16 protein-coding genes and 2 tRNA genes are annotated in these 22,271 nt (G+C 74.9%); 4 read left to right on the top strand and 14 right to left on the bottom strand.

All coding sequences use genetic code 11. From position 1 onward, the window contains the following. Nucleotides 1–92: 92 nt before the first annotated feature. Nucleotides 93–605: a ribose-5-phosphate isomerase gene (locus WDV86_RS12580; protein WP_339567982.1), complete on the bottom strand. Its 513-nt coding sequence runs from the start codon at nucleotides 603–605 to the stop codon at nucleotides 93–95. 102 nt (nucleotides 606–707) lie between these two features. Continuing rightward, nucleotides 708–2,435, bottom strand: coding sequence for a dihydroxyacetone kinase family protein (locus WDV86_RS12575; protein WP_339567981.1), 1,728 nt, complete (start codon nucleotides 2,433–2,435; stop codon nucleotides 708–710). A gap of 202 nt (nucleotides 2,436–2,637) precedes the next feature. Here WDV86_RS12575 and valS point away from each other — a divergent pair, with 202 nt between their 5' ends. After that, entirely contained in the window at nucleotides 2,638–5,262 is a 2,625-nt protein-coding gene (gene valS, locus WDV86_RS12570) for a valine--tRNA ligase (RefSeq protein ID WP_339567980.1), read from the top strand. A gap of 114 nt (nucleotides 5,263–5,376) precedes the next feature. Here valS and WDV86_RS12565 read toward each other — a convergent pair whose 3' ends face one another. From WDV86_RS12565 to WDV86_RS12540, 6 genes are all read right to left on the bottom strand, one after another. Then, nucleotides 5,377–5,655 (bottom strand): DUF559 domain-containing protein, encoded by a 279-nt coding sequence (locus tag WDV86_RS12565; RefSeq protein ID WP_339567979.1) that lies wholly within the window; start codon nucleotides 5,653–5,655, stop codon nucleotides 5,377–5,379. Nucleotides 5,656–6,132: 477 nt separating this feature from the next. Continuing rightward, nucleotides 6,133–7,425: an ATP-dependent Clp protease ATP-binding subunit ClpX gene (gene clpX, locus WDV86_RS12560; protein ID WP_339567978.1), complete on the bottom strand. Its 1,293-nt coding sequence runs from the start codon at nucleotides 7,423–7,425 to the stop codon at nucleotides 6,133–6,135. 237 nt (nucleotides 7,426–7,662) lie between these two features. Continuing rightward, the gene (locus WDV86_RS12555; RefSeq protein WP_339567977.1) at nucleotides 7,663–8,337 is read right to left on the bottom strand and encodes an ATP-dependent Clp protease proteolytic subunit; all 675 of its coding nucleotides are present in this window, start codon (nucleotides 8,335–8,337) and stop codon (nucleotides 7,663–7,665) included. A 10-nt stretch (nucleotides 8,338–8,347) separates the two neighbouring features. After that, nucleotides 8,348–8,914: an ATP-dependent Clp protease proteolytic subunit gene (locus WDV86_RS12550; protein ID WP_445263078.1), complete on the bottom strand. Its 567-nt coding sequence runs from the start codon at nucleotides 8,912–8,914 to the stop codon at nucleotides 8,348–8,350. 404 nt (nucleotides 8,915–9,318) lie between these two features. Further along, nucleotides 9,319–10,689: a trigger factor gene (gene tig / locus WDV86_RS12545; protein WP_339567976.1), complete on the bottom strand. Its 1,371-nt coding sequence runs from the start codon at nucleotides 10,687–10,689 to the stop codon at nucleotides 9,319–9,321. Nucleotides 10,690–10,881: 192 nt separating this feature from the next. Then, a tRNA-Pro gene (locus WDV86_RS12540) sits at nucleotides 10,882–10,958 on the bottom strand. Between the two features lie 148 nt (nucleotides 10,959–11,106). On the opposite strand from WDV86_RS12540, the gene WDV86_RS12535 reads away from it, so the two are divergent. After that, a tRNA-Gly gene (locus WDV86_RS12535) sits at nucleotides 11,107–11,180 on the top strand. Between the two features lie 26 nt (nucleotides 11,181–11,206). On the opposite strand, the gene WDV86_RS12530 is transcribed toward WDV86_RS12535, so the two are convergent. From WDV86_RS12530 to WDV86_RS12515, 4 genes are all read right to left on the bottom strand, one after another. Further along, nucleotides 11,207–11,623 (bottom strand): SRPBCC family protein, encoded by a 417-nt coding sequence (locus WDV86_RS12530; protein WP_339567975.1) that lies wholly within the window; start codon nucleotides 11,621–11,623, stop codon nucleotides 11,207–11,209. Next, nucleotides 11,599–12,816, bottom strand: a complete 1,218-nt coding sequence (locus WDV86_RS12525; RefSeq protein ID WP_339567974.1) for a PP2C family protein-serine/threonine phosphatase — start codon at nucleotides 12,814–12,816, stop codon at nucleotides 11,599–11,601. The genes WDV86_RS12530 and WDV86_RS12525 overlap by 25 nt, the downstream gene beginning before the upstream one ends. A gap of 68 nt (nucleotides 12,817–12,884) precedes the next feature. Beyond that, nucleotides 12,885–13,793: an Fpg/Nei family DNA glycosylase gene (locus WDV86_RS12520; RefSeq protein WP_339567973.1), complete on the bottom strand. Its 909-nt coding sequence runs from the start codon at nucleotides 13,791–13,793 to the stop codon at nucleotides 12,885–12,887. Further along, nucleotides 13,786–14,262: a ribose-5-phosphate isomerase gene (locus tag WDV86_RS12515; RefSeq protein WP_339567972.1), complete on the bottom strand. Its 477-nt coding sequence runs from the start codon at nucleotides 14,260–14,262 to the stop codon at nucleotides 13,786–13,788. The genes WDV86_RS12520 and WDV86_RS12515 overlap by 8 nt, the downstream gene beginning before the upstream one ends. A 69-nt stretch (nucleotides 14,263–14,331) precedes the next feature. On the opposite strand from WDV86_RS12515, the gene WDV86_RS12510 reads away from it, so the two are divergent. Continuing rightward, nucleotides 14,332–15,081 carry a DUF429 domain-containing protein gene (locus tag WDV86_RS12510; protein WP_339567971.1) on the top strand — a complete coding sequence of 250 codons (750 nt, stop codon included), beginning with the start codon at nucleotides 14,332–14,334 and terminating at the stop codon, nucleotides 15,079–15,081. Nucleotides 15,082–15,099: 18 nt separating this feature from the next. Here WDV86_RS12510 and WDV86_RS12505 read toward each other — a convergent pair whose 3' ends face one another. Together WDV86_RS12505 and WDV86_RS12500 are read right to left on the bottom strand one after the other, a co-directional pair. Beyond that, nucleotides 15,100–18,651 (bottom strand): ABC transporter ATP-binding protein, encoded by a 3,552-nt coding sequence (locus tag WDV86_RS12505; protein ID WP_339567970.1) that lies wholly within the window; start codon nucleotides 18,649–18,651, stop codon nucleotides 15,100–15,102. A gap of 183 nt (nucleotides 18,652–18,834) precedes the next feature. After that, complete coding sequence (locus WDV86_RS12500) at nucleotides 18,835–19,476, bottom strand: mycothiol-dependent nitroreductase Rv2466c family protein (RefSeq protein WP_339567969.1); 642 nt, start codon at nucleotides 19,474–19,476, stop codon at nucleotides 18,835–18,837. Nucleotides 19,477–19,610: 134 nt separating this feature from the next. Between WDV86_RS12500 and pepN the strand changes: the two genes are divergently transcribed. Beyond that, nucleotides 19,611–22,166 carry an aminopeptidase N gene (gene pepN, locus WDV86_RS12495; protein ID WP_339567968.1) on the top strand — a complete coding sequence of 852 codons (2,556 nt, stop codon included), beginning with the start codon at nucleotides 19,611–19,613 and terminating at the stop codon, nucleotides 22,164–22,166. Nucleotides 22,167–22,271 lie beyond the last annotated feature (105 nt).

The following is a 22,271-nucleotide window of genomic DNA, read 5'->3' as shown; positions in this document are numbered from 1 at the left end:
TGGCCGGGTCGGTGCCTGTGCGGACAAGGCTACGCGGCCCGGGGCGAGGGGCGCCACGGCGTCCGTCGCGACCCTCGCCCCCGCCAGGCCGGTCAGTCGCAGCGCGCGAGCTCGACGTCGCGGTCGGTGGCGAGCTTCGCGGCCTCGTCCTCGTACCCGCGGATGGCGTCCACCTTGGCCGCCGAGGCCGAGGTGGTGTCGAAGGTGTAGCCGAGCCACTCCTTGGCCAGGCGGCGGGCCAGCTCCAGGCCGACGACCCGCTGGCCGAAGCACAGCACCTGGGCGTCGTTGGACAGGACGGCGCGCTCGACGGAGAAGCTGTCGTGGGCCGTCACCGCGCGCACGCCCGGCACCTTGTTGGCGCTGATGGCGACGCCGAGGCCGGTGCCGCAGACCAGCAGGGCACGGTCGGCCTCGCCCGCGGCCACGCGACGGGCGGCCTCGACCGCGACGTGCGGGTAGGCCGTCGACTCCTCGCCGTTGACGCCGACGTCGACGACCTCGGCGACGCGCTCGTCGGCCTCCAGGTCCGCCTTCAGCGCGTCCTTGTACTGCACGCCCGCGTCGTCGGCCCCGACGACCACGCGCCACTTCTGCTCGGCCATGTCTCCTCCTGGGTGATGTCCTTCGTGCCGTCCGGTCGTCGGGAGACGACCGCTGGTCTGCTCGCGTCAACGTCGCCGCGGCGGCCCGTCATGCCCCGGTGCTCACCCCCGCAGGTGCCCGGCCAGGGTCCGCACGACCATCCCGAAGGACGTCGCGCCCGCGTCGGGGGTGCCGACGCTGCGCTCGGCCAGCGGCCTGGCGCGGCCGACCTGGGGGCGCAGGTCGGCGGTCTGCTGCGCCGCCTCCTCGGCGGCCCCGGTGGCGGTGGCCCACGCCGTCGCGAGGTCGTCGCCGGCCTCGACCCGCTCGCGCAGCGTCGTCCGGAACGGCTCGACCGCGTCGAGCATCGTCTTGTCGCCCACCGACGCGCCGCCGAGACGCAGGAGGGTGTCCATGCCGGCGTCGACGGCGTCCGCGACGTCGGCCGCCGTCGGCACGTCCTCGTCGCCGACGCGCGTCCCGACCGCCGTGACCGCCGCGCCCCACAGGACGCCGGAGGTGCCGCCCGCGCGGTCGGCCCACGCCCCGCCGGCGGCGCGCAGGACACCGCCGGCCCCGCGGCCCTCCTGCTCGGCCCGCTGCGCCGCCTCCCGGGCCGCGCCGGTGCCGCGGACCATCCCGCGGCCGTGGTCGCCGTCCCCCGCGACGGCGTCGATGCGCCCGAGCTCCTCCTCGGCCTCCGCCATCCGTGCCGCGACGGCCTCGACGGCGGCGACCACGTCGGCCGCGAGCGCCCGCGAGGCCTGCGAGCCCGGCTGCACCTGCCCCGTCGGCGCCTCGGCGGCCGCGGCGGCGTCGTCCGCGGACCGCTCGGGGCCCTGCTCCAGGTCGGCGACCGAGCCCTTGCGGTAGGCCGGGGTGTCGGCGGCCGCCCGCCACCAGCGCTCGAGGTCGTCGTCGAGCCACATGAGGGTCAGGGAGACCCCGCCCATGTCGAGGCTCGTCACGAGCTCGCCGACCTCAGGCTCGACGACGTGCAGCCCGGCGTCGCGCAGCAGCCCGGCGACGGTGCGCCACAGCACGAAGAGCTCCTCGTACTTCACCGTGCCGAGGCCGTTGAGGACGACGGCGACGCGCTCCCCGCCGCTCTCCGGCGCCTCGGCGAGGACGCCGTCGACGAGGGTCTTCGCCAGCTCGGCGGCCGTGGGCATCCTCTCGTCGGAGACGCCGGGCTCGCCGTGGATCCCGAGGCCGAGGCTCATCGACCCGTCGGGCACCGTGAACAGCGGCTCGTCGGCGCCCGGCATCGTGCACCCGGAGAAGGCGACGCCGAGGCTGCGGGTGCGGTCGTTGGCGTGGTGGGCGGCGGCGACGACGCCGTCGAGGTCGAGGCCCTCCTCCGCCGCCGCCGACGCGCACTTGAAGACCGTGACGTCCCCGGCGATGCCGCGCCGCTTGGTGATCTCCTGCGCCGAGGCGCTCGCGACGTCGTCCGTGACGGCGACGTAGGCCGCGCGCAGCCCCTCCCCGCGCAGGTGCTCGACGGCCAGGCCGAAGTTCATGACGTCGCCGGCGTAGTTGCCGGTGGTCAGCAGCACGCCGGCGCCGCCGTCGGCCGCCCGCGCGACCGACGCCGCCTCCGAGGCCGACGGCGAGGTGAAGACGTTGCCGACGACCGCGCCGTCGGCGTAGCCGGGGCCGACGACGCCGCAGAAGGCCGGGTAGTGGCCCGACCCGCCGCCGACGACGACGGCGACCTTGCCCTCCCGGGTGGCGCGCGCCCGCACCACCCCGCCCGGGACGCCCCTCACCCGCCCCGCGTGGGCGTCGAGGAAGCCGGCGAGGGCGTCCTCGGTGAAGCGGGCCGGGTCGTCGTGCAGGCGCGTCATCGCGTCTCCGCTCGTCCTGGCCGGCGGGCCGGCCACGTCGTCGGCGACGCCCCTCGTGCGGCGTCGCACTGTTGCACTGTTGACAATGGCGACATCGGGCGTCGCCCGCAAGTCCCGCGGACCCGTCGGCCTGGGAGCAGCGGTCGGTCCGGGGGTGAGCAGTCGGTCCGGGGACGAGCGGTCGGTCTGGGAAGATCGGGCCATGCCCGACGCGCGCGCCCCGCAGGTCCCCGACAAGCCCTCCCTCGACGCTCTCGAGGAGCGGTGGGCGCCCGTCTGGGAGCAGCGCGGCACCTACCGCTTCGACACCAGCGCCACCGAGGGCGGCGAGCTGGCGCGCCCCGACGTGTTCTCCATCGACACGCCCCCACCCACGGCGTCGGGCTCGCTGCACGTGGGGCACGTCTTCTCCTACACCCACACCGACCTCGTGGCCCGCTTCTGGCGGATGCGTGGCAAGCGCGTCTTCTACCCGATGGGCTGGGACGACAACGGCCTGCCGACCGAGCGGCGCGTGCAGAACTACTTCGGCGTCCGGTGCGACCCGACGCTGCCCCACGACCCCGACTTCGAGCCGCCGCTGCGCGGGGCCGAGGGCAAGAGCGTCAAGGCCGCCGACCAGGTTCCCGTGGACCGGCGCACCTTCACGCGGCTGTGCGTCGAGCTGACGCAGGAGGACGAGAAGGCCTTCGAGGCGCTGTTCCGCCGCCTGGGCCTGTCGCTGGACTGGAGCCGGCAGTACCAGACCATCGACGAGCGCTCCCGGGCCGTCTCCCAGCAGGCCTTCCTCGCCGAGCTGGGTCGCGGCCAGGCCTACCAGGCGCAGGCGCCGGGGCTGTGGGACGTGACCTTCCAGACCGCCGTCGCCCAGGCCGAGCTGGAGGCGCGCGACTACCCCGGTGCCTTCCACCGCGTCGCCTTCGCGGGCGCCGGCGGGCCCGTCCACATCGAGACGACCCGCCCGGAGCTCCTCCCCGCGGTCGTCGCCCTCGTGGCCCACCCCGACGACGAGCGCTACCAGCCGCTCTTCGGGACGACCGTGCGCTCGCCGCTGTTCGACGTCGAGGTGCCCGTGCTGGCCCACCCCGGCGCCGAGCACGACAAGGGCGCCGGCATCGCCATGTGCTGCACCTTCGGCGACCTCACCGACGTCGGCTGGTGGCGGGACCTCGACCTGCCCACCCGCCCCGTCGTCGGGCGCGACGGTCGGCTGCTGCGCGAGACGCCGCCGTGGATCACCGCCGAGACCGGGCGCGAGGTCTACGCGGGCATGGCGGGCAAGACGGCGTTCTCCTCCCGCGAGGCCGTCGTCGCGGCGCTGCGCGAGAGCGGTGACCTGGACGGCGAGCCGGTGCCGACCCAGCGCAAGGCCAACTTCTTCGAGAAGGGCGACAAGCCGCTCGAGATCGTCACGAGCCGCCAGTGGTACATCCGCAACGGCGGCCGCGACGGCGACCTGCGCCACGCCCTGCTCGACCGGGGCGCCGAGCTCGCCTTCCACCCCGCCTTCATGCGGGTGCGGTACGGGAACTGGGTCGGCGGGCTCACCGGCGACTGGCTCGTCAGCCGCCAGCGCTCCTACGGCGTGCCGATCCCGGTCTGGTACCCGGTGGACGAGGACGGCGAGCCTGCCTACGACCGCCCGCTCACGCCCGCCGTGGCCGACCTGCCGGTGGACCCCTCCTCCGACGTGCCGGCCGGGTACGCCGAGTCACAGCGCGGCGAGCCGGGCGGCTTCGTCGGCGAGGCCGACGTCATGGACACGTGGGCGACGTCGTCGCTCACGCCGCAGATCGCCGGCGGGTGGGGTGCGCACGGCGGCGACGAGCGGCTGTGGTCGCTCGTGGCGCCCTACGACCTGCGCCCGCAGGGCCAGGACATCATCCGCACCTGGCTGTTCTCGACGGTCGTGCGCGCTCACCTGGAGCACGACGCGCTGCCCTGGCGGAACGCCGCGATCAGCGGGTGGATCCTCGACCCCGACCGCAAGAAGATGAGCAAGTCCAAGGGCAACGTGGTCACCCCCTCGGGGCTGCTGGAGGAGCACGGCTCCGACGCCGTCCGGTACTGGGCCGCCTCGGCGCGCCTGGGCACCGACGCGACCTTCGACGTCGCGCAGATCAAGGTCGGCCGGCGCCTGGCCATCAAGGTGCTGAACGCCAGCAAGTTCGTGCTGGGCTTCGGCTCGGCGCCCGGGACCGACGTCGTGGAGCCGCTGGACCGGGCGATGCTCGCCGGCCTCGCCCGCGTCGTCGACGAGGCGACCACGGCGTTCGAGGCCTACGACCACCAGCGGGCCCTCGCCGTCACGGAGTCCTTCTTCTGGCGCTTCTGCGACGACTACCTCGAGCTGGTCAAGGACCGCGCCTACGCGGGCGGGGCGTCCGACGTCGGCCCGGGCGCGCGATCGGCCCGGGCGGCGCTGTCGACGGCGCTCGACGTGCTGCTGCGGCTGCTCGCGCCCGTCCTCCCCTTCGCGACGGAGGAGGTCTGGTCGTGGTCGCACGAGGAGGGCTCCTCGGTGCACGCGGCCGCCTGGCCGCAGTCCGGGCCTCTCCTCGCGCTCGCGGGCGACGCCGACCCGGCCGTCCTCGGCGTCGTCGGCAGCGCGCTGGCCGGCGTCCGGAAGGCGAAGTCGCAGGCCAAGGTGTCCCAGCGCACGGAGGCCGCGCGGGCGCTCGTGACCGCCCCGGCCGCCGAGCTCGAGCTGCTGCGCCAGGCCACCGACGACCTGCGCGGCGCGGGCCGGGTGGAGACCCTCGACCTCGCCGTCGGCGGGGAGACCGTCGTCGTCTCCGACGTGGAGCTGGCGACCGCCGACGCCTGAGGGCTGGTTGTCAGCCCCTCTGGTGACGCTCCGCCCGGGCTCTCGTGACAGAGGCGGGCACGCGTGTCCCCAGACCCCCAGGTTCGACCGACTGGGGACGTCGACGCCCACGTCTCACGAGACCGGAGCGGCCAGCCGTCGGCGTCGAGCGGCGTGGACGCGCAGCAGCTGCTCGCGGCAGCCACCAGGGTCGGTCGTCAGCCGCTGGTGGGAGAAGCGGAGCGTCTGGATGCCGAGCTCGGCGAGACGGGCGTCGCGGGTGAGGTCGCGCTCTCGCTGCTGCGGACCGTCGTGGTACCGACGCCCGTCCAGCTCTCCGACCAGCCGCGTCTGCTCGCCGAAGAGGTCAGCGACGACGGCGCCCGCCGAGGTCGAGCAGCTGCGCCATCTCACGTCGGCCCGCGAGCCGGGAACGGCGCGCCACCTCCTGCCGCAGCCGCGGTGCCGTCGTCAGCCGCCGCTGACGGCCGCGAGCACCAGCGCCCGCCGGGCGTCGTCCACGAGCAGGGCCAGGACTCGACGCGGCCCGCTCGACCGAGACGACGGGGACTCCCCCGCGGCACCGGGCCGACGTCACCGGGAGACGCGTGCGGTGCACCCGGACCTCGACGACGTGGTCACTGCCCGCCCGCGGACGTCTCTCATGGGGGACGAGTACGTCGACGGCACCGCCGTCGGGGCTGGGAAGGCTTCGCAGTCGAAGCGCGCTGAGGTGGCTCGCGCCTGCGTCCCCGGTTGCCTGCCCGACGGCGACGGGGGACGTGGGCACCCGAGTCCTGATGCGAAGCCGGGCCCCGCGTCCCCGGAAGGGCTCGTTCGACGACCGGGGACGCTCCCGCTCGCGCCGGACGCGAGGGCGAGATGCTCGACTCAGGCCGACTTCTCGCGCCGCTCCCGCTTGCGGGGCGGGGCGGCGGCACCACCGCTGCGCGGCACCAGCGTGGGGAGGACGTTCTCGCGCACGACCTCGCGGGTCATGACCACGCGGGCGACGTCCTCGCGGGAGGGGATGTCGAACATGACCGGCATCAGCACCTCCTCCATGATCGCGCGCAGGCCGCGGGCGCCGGTGCCGCGCAGGATGGCCTGCTCGGCGACGGCACGGACGGCGTCGTCGGTGAACTCCAGCTCGACGCCGTCGATCTCGAACATGCGCTGGTACTGGCGCACGAGGGCGTTGCGGGGCTCGGTGAGGATGCGCACGAGCGCGTCGGCGTCGAGCTTGCTCACCGTCGTGATGACGGGCAGGCGGCCGATGAACTCGGGGATGAGCCCGAACTTGGTGAGGTCCTCGGGCATGACCTGGCCGAAGACGTCGACGTCCTCGTTCTTGGTGTGCAGCTGGGCACCGAAGCCCACGCCGCCCTTGCCCACGCGCGACGCGATGATCTCCTCGAGCCCGGCGAACGCGCCGCCCACGACGAAGAGCACGTTCGAGGTGTCGATCTGGATGAACTCCTGGTGCGGGTGCTTGCGCCCGCCCTGCGGCGGCACCGACGCCGTCGTCCCCTCGAGGATCTTCAGCAGCGCCTGCTGCACGCCCTCGCCGGAGACGTCGCGGGTGATCGACGGGTTCTCGCTCTTGCGGGCGATCTTGTCGACCTCGTCGATGTAGATGATGCCCTGCTCGGCCTTCTTGACGTCGTAGTCAGCGGCCTGGATGAGCTTGAGCAGGATGTTCTCGACGTCCTCGCCGACGTACCCGGCCTCGGTGAGCGCCGTGGCGTCGGCGATGGCGAAGGGCACGTTGAGCATCCGCGCGAGGGTCTGCGCGAGGTAGGTCTTGCCGGTGCCCGTGGGTCCGATGAGGAGGATGTTCGACTTGGCGAGCTCGACCGCGTCCTCGCGGGAGGTGCCCGTCGGCGGGGCCGCCTGGACCCGCTTGTAGTGGTTGTAGACCGCCACGGCCAGCGCCTTCTTGGCGGCGTCCTGGCCGACGATGAACTCCTCGAGGAAGTCGAAGATCTCGCGCGGCTTGGGCAGCTCGACGAGGCCCAGCTCGGTCGCCTCGGCGAGCTCCTCCTCGATGATCTCGTTGCAGAGGTCGATGCACTCGTCGCAGATGTAGACGCCCGGCCCGGCGATGAGCTTCTTGACCTGCTTCTGGCTCTTGCCGCAGAAGGAGCACTTCAGCAGGTCGCCGCCGTCACCGATGCGCGCCACGACCTGCTCCTCGTCTGCCGTCCGACCCGGCGGTCGCCGAGCACTGCTCCATCACACACCACACGGCGCCACCTGTCAGCGCCGACGCCCCGGCCGGCGGCGTCTCCACCCGGCCGGGCTCCCGGTCGGGTGACCCGGCGACCCCTGCGTCGAGCCGAGAACCGCTCGCGTTGAGGGGACGTCGTCGCCCGGGCACCGACGGGTACCCGGGCGACGACGAGACCTGCGCGCTCGGCCTCAGGCCGGGATCGCCACGTTGCCCTTGCGGCTCGGCAGGATCTGGTCGACGAGGCCGTACTCCAGCGCCGCGTCGGCCGTGAGGATCTTGTCGCGCTCGATGTCCAGCCGCACCTGCTCGACGTCGCGGTTGCTGTGCTTGGCCGTCGTCTCCTCCAACCAGTTCCGCATCCGCAGCGCCTCGGCGGCGTGGATCTCGATGTCCGAGGCCTGCGCGTAGTCGCCGCTGGAGAGCGCCGGCTGGTGGATGAGCACCCGCGCGTTGGGCAGGGCGAGACGCTTGCCGGGCGCACCGGCGGCCAGGATCACGGCCGCCGCCGAGGCCGCCTGCCCGAGGCAGACGGTCTGGATGTCCGGCTTGACGTACTGCATCGTGTCGTAGATCGCCGTCAGCGCCGTGAACGAGCCACCCGGGCTGTTGATGTACATGACGATGTCGCGGTCGGGGTCCATGGACTCCAGGACCAGGATCTGCGCCATGACGTCGTCGGCGGAGGCGTCGTCGACCTGCACCCCGAGGAAGATGACGCGGTCCTCGAAGAGCTTGTTGTACGGGTCCTGCCGCTTGAAGCCGTAGGCGGTGCGCTCCTCGAACTGCGGGAGGATGTAGCGGCTGCTCGGGCCGTGCAGGGCCCGGCCGCCCACGCCCTTGGCGTGCGTGCCGTGGTCAGTCATCGGGCGCTCCTCAGCTCGTGCCGCCGCCGCCGCGGACGTCCGCGGCGTGGGCCTCGACGTGGTCGATGAAGCCGTACTCGAGCGCCTCGGCGGCCGTGAACCAGCGGTCGCGGTCGTTGTCGAGGTTGATCTGCTCGACGCTCTTGCCGGTCTGCTCCGCCGTGATCTCCGACAGCGTGCGCTTCATGTTGTTGATGAGCTCGGCCTGGATCCGGATGTCGCTCACCGTGCCGCCGAAACCACCCGACGGCTGGTGCATCATGATCCGCGCGTGCGGGGTCGCGTACCGCTTGCCCTTGGCGCCGGAGGAGAGCAGGAACTGCCCCATCGAGGCGGCCAGGCCCATGCCGTAGGTCGCGACGTCCGGCGTGACGAACTGCATCGTGTCGTAGATGGCCATGCCGGCCGTCACCGAGCCGCCGGGCGAGTTGATGTAGAGGTGGATGTCCTTGTCGGGGTCCTCCGCCGCCAGCAGCAGCATCTGCGCGCAGATGGCGTTGGCGTTGTCGTCCCGGACGTCGGAGCCCAGCCAGATGATCCGCTCGCGGAGCAGCCGCTGGTAGATGTGCTCGTCCAGCCCGACGTTGCCGCCCGACGGCCTGCCCCGGCCCTCGGCGGCGTCGTGCCCGCCTGGTGTGTGCACCACGCTTCTCGCTCCGTCCTCGCCGGGGCCGGTGCGCTGCGCGCGCCGTCCCGGTCGTCTCTTCCGGTCGTCCTTGCTGGAGCGCCCGTCTTCTCGTGGAGGCCGGTCCCGCTGCCGCCCGGACGTCGGGTGGTCGTCCGCCGCGTCGCCGCGGGTGGCCTGTGTCAGCCCGTCACGGTCTGGCAGCGACCCTAACCCTCGGCCCCCGGCCCCCGTTCCGGCGCCCCGGCCGTGTTCGCCGACGGCGCACGGGTGGTCGCGGCCTCACCCGGACGGCGCAGTCTCAGGACGAGGGTCGCCGGCGCCCCAGCCCCGTGGGCCGGGGCGCCGGAACCGCCTCAGGCGCGGGTCGCGGCGTCCTCGGCCGGCGTCTCGGCGTCGCCCGCCGGGGCCTCGCCGGCCCCACCCTCGGGGGCCTCGGCCTCGGCAGCGGGGGCCTCGGGCGCGTCCTCGTCCTCGGAGAGGTCGACGCGGTTGCCGGAGGCGTCGGTGATGGTGGCGCCCTCGAGCACGACGGCGAGCCCCTTGCGGCGGGCGACCTCGGAGACCATCGCCTGCACCTGCCCGGCCTCCTGGATGGCCTGCGCGAAGGCGCTGGGCTCCATGCCCATCTGCGGCGCGGTCTGCACGAGGTACTCGACGAGCTCCTCCTGGGAGACCTGCACCTGCTCCTTCTCCACGACGGCGTCCAGCAGCAGCTGGGTACGCAGCGCCTGGCGGGTCTCCTCGACCACCTCGGCGCGGTGCTCGTCGTCCTCGAGCCGCCCCTCGCTCTCGAGGTGGCGCTGGACCTCCTGCTCCACGAGGCCCTCGGGCACGGGGACGTCGACCCGCTCGCGCAGGACGTCGAGGATCTTGTCGCGCGCCTGCACGCCCTGCTCAAGGACGGCGGCCTTGCGGGACTGCTCGCGCAGGTCGGCGCGCAGCTCCTCGGCGGTGTCGAACTCCGAGGCCATCTGCGCGAAGTCGTCGTCGGCCTCGGGCAGCTGACGCTCCTTGACCGACACGACCGTGACGGTCACCTGCGCGTCCTGGCCGGCGCGGTCGCCGCCGGCGAGGGCCGAGGTGAAGGTCGTGCTCTCCCCGGCGGACAGGCCGGTGACCGCCTCGTCGGTGCCGTCGAGCATCGTCGCGGAGCCGACCTCGTAGCTGATGCCGTCGGCGGTGTCGATGACCTCGCCGTCGATCTCGGCCGAGATGTCGACCGAGAGGAAGTCGCCGTCCTGCACGGGGCGGTCGACTCCGGTGAGGGTGCCGAAGCGGGCCCGCAGCGCGTCGAGACGCGTCTGCACGTCCTCCTCGGAGATCTCGACGTCGTCGACGGAGACCTCGAGGGAGGCGTAGTCGGGCAGGTCGACCTGCGGGCGGACGTCGACCTCGGCCGTGAAGGCCAGCTGGCTGTCGGCGTCGACCGGAACCTGCGTGACCTCGACCGACGGCTGGCCGAGCACCCGGAGCTCCTGCTCCTGGGCGGCCTGGCTGTAGAAGGTCGGCAGCGCGTCGTTGACGGCCTCCTGCAGGACGGCACCGCGGCCGACGCGCTGGTCGATGATGCGGGGCGGCACCTTCCCCTTGCGGAAGCCGGGGACGGTGACCTGCTTGCCGATCTCGCGGTAGGCCTTGTCGAGGCTCGGCTGCAGCTCGGCCAGGGGGACCTCGACGGTCAGCTTGACCCGGGTCGGCGTGAGGGTCTCGACGGCGCTCTTCACTGCGAGGGCTCCAGATGCTGTGGGACGGTGCGCCTCGACCCCGGGAAACGGGGCTGTCCGCCTTCGGACGGCGGACGGGCGGCGGGCCAGCGCCCCACGGTAGTGCCCGGCGGCACAGCGGCCGAACCGAGCCGTCGCCCGCCCGCCCCTGGAGGGGCTGGGCGGGGAGGCCAGCAGTGGACGTCGGCGCACTGGTCGGGGTACCCGGATTCGAACCGGGGGCCTTCCGCTCCCAAAGCGGACGCGCTACCAAGCTGCGCCACACCCCGTGGCCGGTCGTGGTGACGAGCAGCACGAGCCGGCCTGCTCGCCGGCAGGGTCAGCGTAGTCGCGTCCTCGCCGCCGTCGACCGACCTGGTGGCGAAGGGCCGACGGCGGGGTCGCTACCCTCGTGCGGTCGACGTCTTCGTCGGCGCTGCGGGTGTAGCTCAATGGTAGAGCCCCAGTCTTCCAAACTGGCTACGCGGGTTCGATTCCCGTCACCCGCTCCACGGGCCTCCGGGCGCCGGTCGTCACCTCAGGCCCGGACGAGCCGCCCGATCGCCAGCCGCGCGGGCAGCGCGTACCCGAGCACCACGGGCGCAGGGCCGTCGAGCACCAGCGACGTCGCGCACCCGCTCCCCCGGGCGACGACCTCGTGCTCGAGCCGCAGCCGCACGCCGGGCAGCGCGGGGCGGGCCAGGCGCACCGTCCACGCCCAGCGACGCGCGGCCTGCTCCACCTCTCCCACGGACGCCGCCACGCGCAGCCCCAGCGGCCCGACGACGACGCCTTCCGCGCCGCTCGCCAGGTGCGCGGGCAGCGACGTCGAGCGCACCTGCGGCGACCACTGCGACCAGCGCGAGGTGCGGGCGTAGCGGTCCCAGGCCTCCTGCGCCGTCGCGTCGCCCGCGGCGGCGAGCCGGAGCCTCAGACCTCCTCCGGGGCCCGCCACAGCACGACGACCGACCGGTCGTCGTCCTCGGCGGCCACGGCGTCGACCAGTCGGCGGGCGCTGCCCCGCAGGCCGGGGCCCGTCGTCAGGTCCCCGGCGGCGCTCGCGAGCAGGTCGATGCCGTCGGCCAGGTCGCGACCGGGTGCCTCGACGACGCCGTCGGTGTACAGCAGCAGCGCGTCACCAGGTTCCAGGACGCCTCGGGCGGACGGGAAGTCGACGTCCTCCAGCAGCCCCAGCGCGGGGCCTCCCTCGACCTCGGTGACCACCCAGCGCCCGAGCCCGCCGGGGCCGCCGCGGTGCCGCAGCAGGGGAGGGTGCCCGGCGCTCGCGGCCTCGAAGGCGCCGGTGCGCAGGTCGAGGGAGACGTGCAGCGCCGTCGCGAAGCCCTCGCTCCACCCCTGCTCGAGCAGGTAGTCGTTGGCCGCGGGCAGGAGGCGCTCGGTGGGCAGCGCCCCGAGCAGGCCCCCGTAGGCGCCGGCGAGCAGCAGGGCCCGGGTGCCGGCCGCGGTGCCCTTGCCCGAGACGTCGACGAGCAGGACGTCGAGCCGCTCCTCCCCCGACCGGCGCGCGAGCAGGAAGTCACCCGCGAAGCCGTCGCCGTAGGCCGAGCGGATGGCGTGCTCGAGGTGCCACGGCTCGGCCAGCGACGTGACCCGGCTCTGCGCACGCAGCCGGTCACGCAGGTCGACGAGCATCGACTCGCCCTGGGCGCCGTGGACGCCCAGCCGCTCGCGGCTGCGGGCGATGAGGACGACGACGCCCGCGACCGCGGCCAGCACCCACAGCACCGAGGGGTTGATCTGCGTCGAGATCGCGTCGACCGTCGCGCGGGTCACGCCGCGGGGGAGGATGCCGTCGTTGCGGCGCGGCACCACGTAGGCCAGGGCCGTCACGACGAGGAACAGCAGCATCGCCAGCTGCCGCAGGCGCAAGAAGTAGCCGCCGAGGACGATGACGACCGAGAGGGCCGACGCCGGCGCCCACAGCGGCACCGCGATCGCGGCGATCACCCAGGCGACGACGAGCCCGGTCGCCACCGAGAGCCGGAAGGTCTGCGAGGGCAGCAGCCGCAGCTGCACCAGCCAGGTGATCCGGCGACGTCGCTCGGCGAGCCAGCTGCCGACGCCGCTCGGCACCCACGTGGGGGCACCCGCCCGCCGCCCAGGCAGGGGGCGGCTGTCGGTGGTCACCTGGGCAGACTAACGAGCGGTCCCCGGCTGCCGCGGCGCTTCTGCGGCGCGACCGGCGGGGCGGTGGCTCAGCCCGCGGCGGCGCCCGACGCCCTCGACGCGGGGAGGACCGGTGGCACGGGCTCGGCGAGGTCCACCGCCGGCGCGAGGACCGCCGGCACGCCGTCCTGGCACACCGGGCACCAGTAGAGGTTGCGCCCGACCAGCTCCCGCGTGAGGACGGTGGTGGCGCACACCCGGCAGGGCAGGCCGTGGCGCCGGTAGACGTAGTGGCTGTCCTCGCGGCGGACGCGCCCGCGACGGCGCCCCTCGGGGCGGTCGGCGGGCAGCGTCGTGACGATGGACCCGCGCCGGACGCCGTCCTTGAGCAGGACGACGAGGTCGTCCCAGAGCAGCCGTGCCAGCTCCTCGCCGACCTGCGTACCCGGCGTGAAGGGGTCGAGGCGGGCGCGGAAGAGCACCTCGGCGCGATAGACGTTGCCGACGCCGGCGACGACCTTCTGGTCCATGAGCTGGGCGGCGACGCTCGTGCGGCTGCGGGCGAGACGGGCGGCGAAGGCGTCGCCGTCGCCGTCCCGGCGCAGGGGGTCGGGCCCGAGGCGGGCGCGCGCCGCCTCCTTCTCGGCCGTGGTGACGACCTCGCAGGCGGTGGGCCCGCGCAGGTCGGCCCAGACGCCCTCGCCGTCCTCGCCCGGGCCGGTGAGCCGGACCCGCAGGGCGCCACGGGGCTCGGGCGGCTCGCCCGTCCCGAAGGCCCACTTGCCGTAGAGGCCGAGGTGCACGCGCATCCACCGGCCGCCGTCGAAGCCGAGGAACATCTGCTTGCCGTGCGCCTCGGCGCGCTGCAGGTGCGTCCCGTCGATGAGGGCGGCGCCGTCGGTGAAGCGGCCCTGCGGGCTGGAGACGCGCAGCTCCTGGCCGCGGAAGTCGCGCGCGAAGACGTCCGCCAGCCGGCGGACGCTGTGCCCCTCAGGCACCGGCGGCGCCCGCGGTGGCCCGGGCCTGCCGCTCGTAGTCCCCGACCTGGCGGATGCGGCGGGCGTGCCGCTCGGCGCCGGAGAAGGGCTCGTCGAGGAAGGCGTCGACGATGGCGGTCGCCTCCTCCACCGAGTGCTGGCGCGCGCCGATGGCGACCACGTTGGCGTCGTTGTGCTGGCGGGCCAGCCGGGCGGTGTCGAGGTTCCACGCCAGGGCCGCGCGGACGCCGAGGACCTTGTTGGCGGCGATCTGCTCGCCGTTGCCGGACCCGCCGACGACGACGCCGAGGCTGCCCTCGTCGGCCACGACGGCCTCGCCCGCGGCGGTGCAGAAGGCCGGGTAGTCGTCCTCGGCGTCGTAGATCTGCGGGCCGTGGTCGACGACCTCGTGGCCGGCCTCACGCAGGTGCGCCGCCAGGTCGCGGATGAAGTCGAACCCGGCGTGGTCGGTGGCGACGTGGACACGCATGGGGTGATCTCAGCACATGGGCTGGCGGTGCGACGGGGGGCGTCGGGGCGGGTCTGGGACGCTCGGGCCATGGCGAGGGTGCTCGGGGTCGACGGCTGCCGCGGGCGATGGGCGGCGTGCGCGTGGGAGGGGCCGGGAACGGCGCCCGTGCTCACCCTCGAGGCCGACCCGGCCGGTGTCCTCGCCGCCGCCGACCGGCACGGCGCCGAGGTCGTCGGCCTCGACCTGCCGCTCGGCCTGGTCACCGAGGGCGAGCGGGCGGCCGACGCGGCGGCCAGGGCGTACCTGCTCGTGGCGGCCCGCCGCCGTCCCGGTCCCAACGCGCGGGGCGCGGCGTCGCGGGTCTTCGTGACGCCGGTCCGCCAGGTGGTCGCCCACGGCGGCACCTACGCGCAGGCGCGCGAGCTGGCGCGGTCGCTCGGCGCGCCGGCGCCGAGCGCCCAGGCCTACGCGCTCCTCGGCCACGTCCGCGCGTGGGACGCCGTCGCCGCCGAGCGGGTCGACGGCCCGGGACGGCTCGTCGAGGTCCACCCCGAGCTGTCCTTCACCGAGATGGCCGGCCGGCTGCTCGCCCCCAAGCGCAGCGCCCGCGGCGCCCGGCAACGGCTGACGGTGCTGGCAGGCGACCGCGGGCTCGGGTGCAGCGACGCGGCGCTGACCTCGGCGCTGGAAGCAGCCGACGTCCACATCGCCCTCGACGACGCGCTCGACGCGATGGCCGCCGCGTGGTCGGCCTGGCGCGTCGTCGAGGACGTGGCCGTCCTCGTGCCCGAGCACGAGCAGTGGGACGGACGACGGGCGGTACGGATCCACGTCTGAGGGGGCACCTACGTCGGCTTACCCAGCCAGGTGCCCCCACCGCGCCTCGAGCTCGGCCCACGGCCCCACCTCGGCGAGGTGGCCCTCCTCCAGCACGACGACGCGGTCGGCGCGGGCAAGGGCCGAACGCTTGGAGGTCGAGCCGACGACCGTCGTGCCACGGGAGCGCAGCGCCTCCCACAGCTCGACCTCGGTGCGCGCGTCGAGCGCCGAGGAGACGTCGTCGGCCACGAGCAGCTCGGCCTCCGTCGCCAGCGCCCGCGCCAGGGCGAGGCGCTGGACCTGGCCTCCGGACAGGCGGACGCCGCGGTGGCCGACGAGCGCGCCGTGACCGCCCGCGCGCTCGACGTCCAGGCCCATGCGGGCGTCCGCGAGCGCACCCTCCGGAGTGCGGGCGTGGTCGAGCACGACGTTGTCGGCGAAGGTCCCCGACAGCACCCGCGGCACCTGGCCGACCCAGGCGACCTGGCCGGGACGCAGGAAGACCTCGGGGTCGTCGACGTCCTCGCCGTTCCACAGCACCCGGCCCTCGTGGTCGACGAGGCCCGCGAGCGCGCCGAGCAGCGTCGACTTGCCCGACCCGACGCGCCCGAGCAGCAGCACGAGCTCGCCCGCCTCGACCTGCAGGTCGACGCCGGCGACACCGACCGTGCCGTCCTCGTGGACGCCGGCCACGCCCTCCAACCGCAGCGACCGCAGCGGGGTCCGCGGCGCCTCGGGCGGTGCCGGCGCCGTGCCCCCGACGAGGTCGACGCCCGGCGGCAGGCTGACGAGGTCCCCGTGACCCGCGAGCACCGAGGCGGCCCGCAGCCAGCGCCGCGCCACCGGCAGCTCGGTGATGGCCGCGCCCGCCACCGTCCCGAACCACGTCGAGCCGCTCACCGCACCGGTGACGAGGATCGCCGTCGCCAGGTCGAAGACGTCGAGGAGGTAGAGCACCCAGCCGGCGGCCACACCTGCCTGCGCGAGCACCACCGGCACGCCCTGCATCAGTGCCTTGAGCCGATTCTCGCGGACGGAGGCCCGCACCCGGACGTCGTCCACGGCAGCCAGGTGCCGGCGGACCGGGGCGACGGCGGACGCGAGCTTGACGGTGCGGACGGCGTCGAGCGCCGAGACGAGCGAGGAGCCGAAGACGGCGCGCTGGTCTCCCGCCACCCGCGCGGCCCGGCCGACGGCCGGTGCCCCGAGCGCGGAGACCAGCGCAGACCCGAGCAGCACCCCGGCCACGACCCCGCCCGCGAGCAGGCTCTCCTGCGCCGCCAGCGCCGTCACGGCCACGACGACGACGCCGATGGAGATGTCGACCCAGCGGTCGCAGTAGATCATCAGCCGGTCGCTGTCCAGGGCTCGTGCCGTCACCTCGCCGGGTGTCGTGCGCGCCAGCCGCCGTTGCGCGGTCTGCCCGCGCAGCACCGCCAGGCGCAGCCGCAGCGCCATCGCCACCCACCACAGCGGGTACAGCCGGAAGGACATGAGCAGGCAGAAGGGGGCGAGCAGGACGGCGACGACGAGCGGCGCCAGCAGCGCCCACGGCTCCTGCCCGTCCCTGAGGTCGGCGACGGCGAGCCCCCACAGCCAGGCCGTCACCGCTCCCGTCCCGCCGAGCAGCGAGAGCCCGAGGAAGCCGACCGACGCCGTCAGCCCCCAGCGCTTGTGCGTGAGCAGCGAGCGGACGACGGTGCGCGGCACCGAGGTCGCCGGCTGAGGTGCCGGCGGAGGCGTCGGTCGCCGCGGCGCCCGGTGCGTGGGCGCCGCGACCACGGGCCCCTCGTCGGTACCGCCCGCCGCCGCCAGGAGGTCCCGGAAGGGGCCAGGGGCGGCGGCCAGCTGGGTGCGCGGGCCGTGCTGGACGAGCCGGCCGTCCTCCAGGACGGCGACGGTGTCGGCGCGCCGGGTCGTCGTCAGCCGGTGCGCGATGAGGATCCCGGTGCGCCCGGCCAGCAGCCGCTCCGAGGCCCGGGTGACCCGCGCCTCGGTCTGGGGGTCCATCCGCGCCGTCGCCTCGTCGAGCACGACGAGGGAGACGTCGCGCACGAGCAGCCGCGCGAAGGCGACGAGCTGCTCCTCCCCCGCCGACAGCGTCGTCCCGCCGGAGCCGAGACGGGTCGCCAGGCCGTCGGGCAGCCCGTCGACCCAGTCCTGCAGCCCGAGCGCGTCGACGGCCCGGTCGACGGCGCCGTCCTCGACGTCGGCGAAGAGGGTGATGTTGTCGGCCAGGCTCGCGGCCAGGAGCTCGGTGCGCTGGGTGACGACGCCGACGCCGCGGCGCAGCGAGGCGACGTCGGCCTCGGTGACGTCCACCCCGCCGACGAAGACGCTGCCGGGCGCCGGCTCGACCGCGCGCGAGAGCGCCTTGGCGAGCGTCGACTTGCCCGAGCCGCTGCGCCCGACCAGCGCGCACGTGGTGCCCTCCTCGACGACGAGGCTCACGCCGTCGAGCGCGAAGCCGCCCTCGTAGCCCACTGACAGCCCGTGCAGCTCGACCCGCGCCGGGCCGGGCGGCACCGGCCGGCCACCGCGCGGCTCCTGCTCCGCGCCGAGCAGCGCCCGGATGCGGGTGAGCGCGCCGAGGCCCTCCTGGATCTCCGGCAGGTGGTTGCTGACCTGGACCAGCTGCCCCACGAACAGCGCGACGAGCAGCCACAGGGTGACGAGCTGCCCCACGTCGAGGCCGCCCGTGACGACCAGGGCCACCCCGCCGACGACGACGCCGGCGAGCAGGAGGTTGAGGACCACGCCGGCCCGCGCGGCGAGGTCCGCGGCGGCATGGCTGACGTCGCGGACCCGCCCGAGCAGCGCCCGGCTTCGGATGGCGTACTGCCGCAGCACGTGCGGCTGCCCGAGCGAGGTGCGGACGTCGTCGCGCCCGGCCACGGCCTCCTCCAGGTGGGAGGAGTGCTCGGACCAGGCGACCTCCTCGAGCACCTTGAGCCGCGCCACCTCGGGCGCCCGGCGCCGCACCGCGAGCCACGTCAGGGCGGCGACAACCGGGAAGGCGACGAAGGCGGGCCAGGCGATGAGCCCGGCCACGACCCAGGCGGCGACGCTGCGCAGCGCCGCGCCGAGCGTGGACCAGCCGACCCCGCGCAGCAGCTGCGACAGCTGCCAGGCGTCGTCGTCCACGCGGTCGAAGAGCTCACCGACGCCCTGCTCCTCCAGAGCCGTGACCGGCTGGCCGAGCGCGCGGTCGACGAGGTCCCCGCGCAGACGGCCCTCGGCCCGGCCGACGACGCCGGAGAAGATCGTGCGGCCGGCCGTGTCGAGCAGGGCGAAGCCGACGAGCACCGCCGCCAGGCTGGCGACCAGCGCCGGCGTCGGTCCCTCGACGGCGCGGCCCGCCAGGACGGCCCCGACCGTCTCCCCCACCGCGGCCAGGGCGGCGGCGGCCAGGGCCACCCACGTCCCCGGCGCGGCGAGCCGTCGCCGGTCCAGCGGCGCCGGGTCGGTGGGACGTCCACCGGCGCCACCGCCGTCTCCCGGGCTGGCCGGCCCGCCGTCGCTCGCGGGCTGCCGGCCCTGCGCGGGGACGTCGGCCGTCGCGACGTCCTCGGCCCTGGCGCTGCTCACGACGGATCCCCTCGACCTCTCGGCCGCTCGGCCGGGCGCCTGCCAGCGCACCCGCGGTCGCGGGGCCGTCTGGCCGCTCGCCGCACGCTAGACGCGGGCACCGACGACGGCCCAGGCCATTTCGCCGACGGCCGCGGTCCCTCCATCGACAGGCCGGGGAAGACGGCGACGGCGGTCGGGACCTCAGTCGAAGATCGGCCCCTTGTCCCGCGAGCGCTTGAGCTCGTAGAAGCCGGGCGTCGAGGCGACGGCGAGGACGCCGTCCCACAGGCGGCCTGCTGCCTCGCCCTTCGGTGCCGGGGTGACGACAGGCCCGAAGAAGGCCGTACCCGCGACCGCGATGACCGGCGTCCCGACGTCCTGGCCCACCCGGTCGATCCCGTCGGAGTGGCTGCGCCGCAGCGCCTCGTCGTAGGAGTCGGTGTCGGCCGCGTCCAGCAGCCCCGCCGGCAGGCCGACCTCCTCGAGCGCCTCGGCCAGGACCTCCCGGTAGTCCGTGCGCCCGCCGGGGTGGACCCGGGTCCCGATGGCGTCGTAGAGCGGCTTGACGTGCTCGGCGCCGTGCTCGACGGCAGCGGCGGTGACGACGCGGACCGGCGCCCAGCCCTTGGTCATCAGCTCCCGGTACTTCTCGGGGAGGTCCGCCCCCTCGTTGAGGACGGCCAGGCTCATGACCCGCCACGTGACGTCGACGTCACGGACCTGCTCGACCTCGCCCATCCACCGCGACGTCATCCACGCCCACGGGCAGATGGGGTCGAACCAGAACTCCGCCTGCGCCCGCTCGCCGTCGTGGTGGCCGTCCGTGCCGCTCCGCTCGCTCATGCCCGGCCCAGCGCCCCGGGGCATGGCAGCATTCCGACGGCGGACGCACCTCCGGCTCCCCGGGGTGGGGACGCCCGACCACCGCGCTCGCCGGGTCCACCGGCCCGCGCGCCGACGAGACCGCAGGAGCTCCCGTGCCCGGCACCAACCTGACCCGGGACGAGGCCCGCGAGCGCGCCGCCCTCGTCCGGGTCGAGTCCTACGACGTCACGCTCGACCTCACCCGCGGCGCGGAGGTCTTCACCTCCACCACGGTGGTGCGCTTCAGCGCCCGCGAGGGGGCCTCGACGTGGCTGGACCTGGTCGCCCCCGCCGTCACCGAGCTGGAGGTCAACGGCGAGCGGCGCGACCCCGCGGACCTGGTCGCCGACGGACGCGTGCAGCTGGACGGGCTCGCCGAGGACAACGTCGTCCGGGTCGTCGCCGACTGCGCGTACATGACGACGGGCGAGGGCCTGCACCGCTTCACCGACCCCGTCGACGACGAGGTCTACCTCTACAGCCAGTTCGAGGTGGCCGACTCCCGCCGGGTCTTCGCCGTCTTCGAGCAGCCCGACCTCAAGGCGACGTTCCGCTTCACCGTGACGGCGCCCGACCACTGGACCGTCGTCTCGGTCTCCCCCACGCCGGAGCCCTCCAGCGCCGGGCCCGGCCGCGCCACGTGGTCCTTCGAGCCGACGCCGCGCCTGGCCTCCTACGTGACGGCGGTCGTCGCCGGGCCCTACCACCGGGTCGACGGCGAGCTGACCAGCCGGGACGGGCGCATCGTCCCGCTCGGCGTCCTGTGCCGGCGGTCGCTGGCCGAGCACCTCGACGCCGAGGAGCTCATGGACATCACCCGGCGCGGCTTCGCCCACTTCGAGGCGCTCTTCGACCTGCCCTACCCCTTCACGAAGTACGACCAGCTCTTCGTGCCCGAGTTCAACGCCGGGGCCATGGAGAACGCCGGCGCGGTGACGTTCCTGGAGGACTACGTCTTCCGCAGCCGCGTGCCCGAGGCCGTGGTCGAGCGTCGCGCCGTCACCGTGCTGCACGAGCTGGCGCACATGTGGTTCGGCGACCTCGTGACGATGCGCTGGTGGGACGACCTGTGGCTCAACGAGTCCTTCGCGGAGTACGCCTCGACCCTCGCCACGGCGGAGGCGACGCGCTGGGAGTCGGCGTGGACGACCTTCTCGATCATGGAGAAGTCGTGGGCCTACCGGCAGGACCAGCTGCCCTCGACCCACCCCGTGGTCGCCGACATCCGTGACCTGGAGGACGTCGAGGTCAACTTCGACGGCATCACCTACGCCAAGGGCGCCAGCGTGCTCAAGCAGCTCGTGGCGTGGGTCGGCAAGGAGGAGTTCGACGAGGGCGTGCGCCGGTACTTCCGCGCCCACGCCCACGGCAGCACCGAGCTGTCCGACCTCCTCGTCGAGCTGGAGGCGACGTCGGGCCGGGACCTGCGCTCCTGGTCGGCGCTGTGGCTGGAGCAGGCCGGCGTGACGACGCTGCGCCCGGAGGTGGAGGTCGACGGCTCGGGCGTCCTGACGGGCGTCGCGGTGCGCCAGGAGGCCCCGCCGGAGCACCCGGTCCTGCGCCCGCACCGCCTGGCGATCGGCTGCTACGACCTCGTCGACGGCCGGCTGCAGCGCACCCACCGGGTCGAGCTCGACGTCGACGGCGAGCGCACCGAGGTGCCCGAGCTCGTCGGCCGCCCCCGGCCGGCGCTGCTGCTGCTCAACGACGACGACCTCGCCTACGCCAAGGTGCGCCTGGACGAGCAGTCGTGGGCGACCGCGGTCGAGCACCTGTCGCTGCTGGCCGAGGGGCTGCCGCGCACGCTCGTGTGGTCCTCCGCGTGGGACATGACGCGCGACGCCGAGACACCGGTCGGCGACTTCGTCGAGCTCGTGCTGCGCGGCCTCGAGGCGGAGAGCGACTCCTCCGTCGTGCTCGTGCTGCTGCGGCAGCTCGCGACGGCGCTGCGGCTCTACGTCGCCCCGGAGCACCGGGCCACGCTGCGCGCCGACGTCGCGGGACGCCTGCTGGAGGCCGCCCGGCGCGCCGCACCGGGCAGCGACCTGCAGCTGCAGCTCGTGCGAGCCGCTGCGGCGCAGGCGTCCACGCCCGACCAGCTGTCGGCGGTGCGCGGTGTCCTCGACGGGCGGGCGCCGCTGCCGGGCCTGGAGGTCGACGTCGACCTGGCCTGGGAGCTGCTCACGGCGCTCGTGGCCGCGGGCGACGCCGACGCCGGCGAGGTCGACGCCATGGCCGAGCGGGACGGGACGGCGCGCGGCCAGCGCCTCGCCGTCACCGCCCGGGCCGCGCGACCGGAGCCGGCGGTCAAGGAGGAGGTGTGGGCCTCGGTCGTCGACCGCGGCGACACGCCCGTCGCGCTGCAGGGGGCCGCGATCGACGGCTTCACGCGCGTGCGCGACCCCGAGCTGCTGGCGCCCTTCATGGACCGCTACTTCGCCTCGATCGCGCGCGTCTGGGCCGAGCGCACCAACGAGACCGCCCAGCAGGTGGTCCTGGGGCTCTTCCCCGACGAGGCCGAGGGCGCCGAGGTCGTGCGCCGCACGAGCGAGTGGCTGGAGGCCAACCCCGACGCCCCCTCCGGGCTGCGGCGGCTCACCCTGGAGAACCGCGACAACGTCGAGCGGGCGCGGCGTGCCCAGGAGCTGGACCGACGCTCGCGCGGCTGAGCCGGCCTCGTCCGGCGTCTGGGGACGCCCACGCCCGGCTTCCATCGGAGGCCGGGCATCGGCGTCCCCAGACGGTGTAGCGCAGCGACCGGGGACGCCCAGGGC

It is taken from the genome of Pseudokineococcus sp. 1T1Z-3, from assembly GCF_037482365.1.
GTDB lineage: Bacteria > Actinomycetota > Actinomycetes > Actinomycetales > Quadrisphaeraceae > Pseudokineococcus.
Note: the sequence above shows the minus strand (reverse complement) of the source record. Positions and strands in the feature narration are given on the sequence as shown.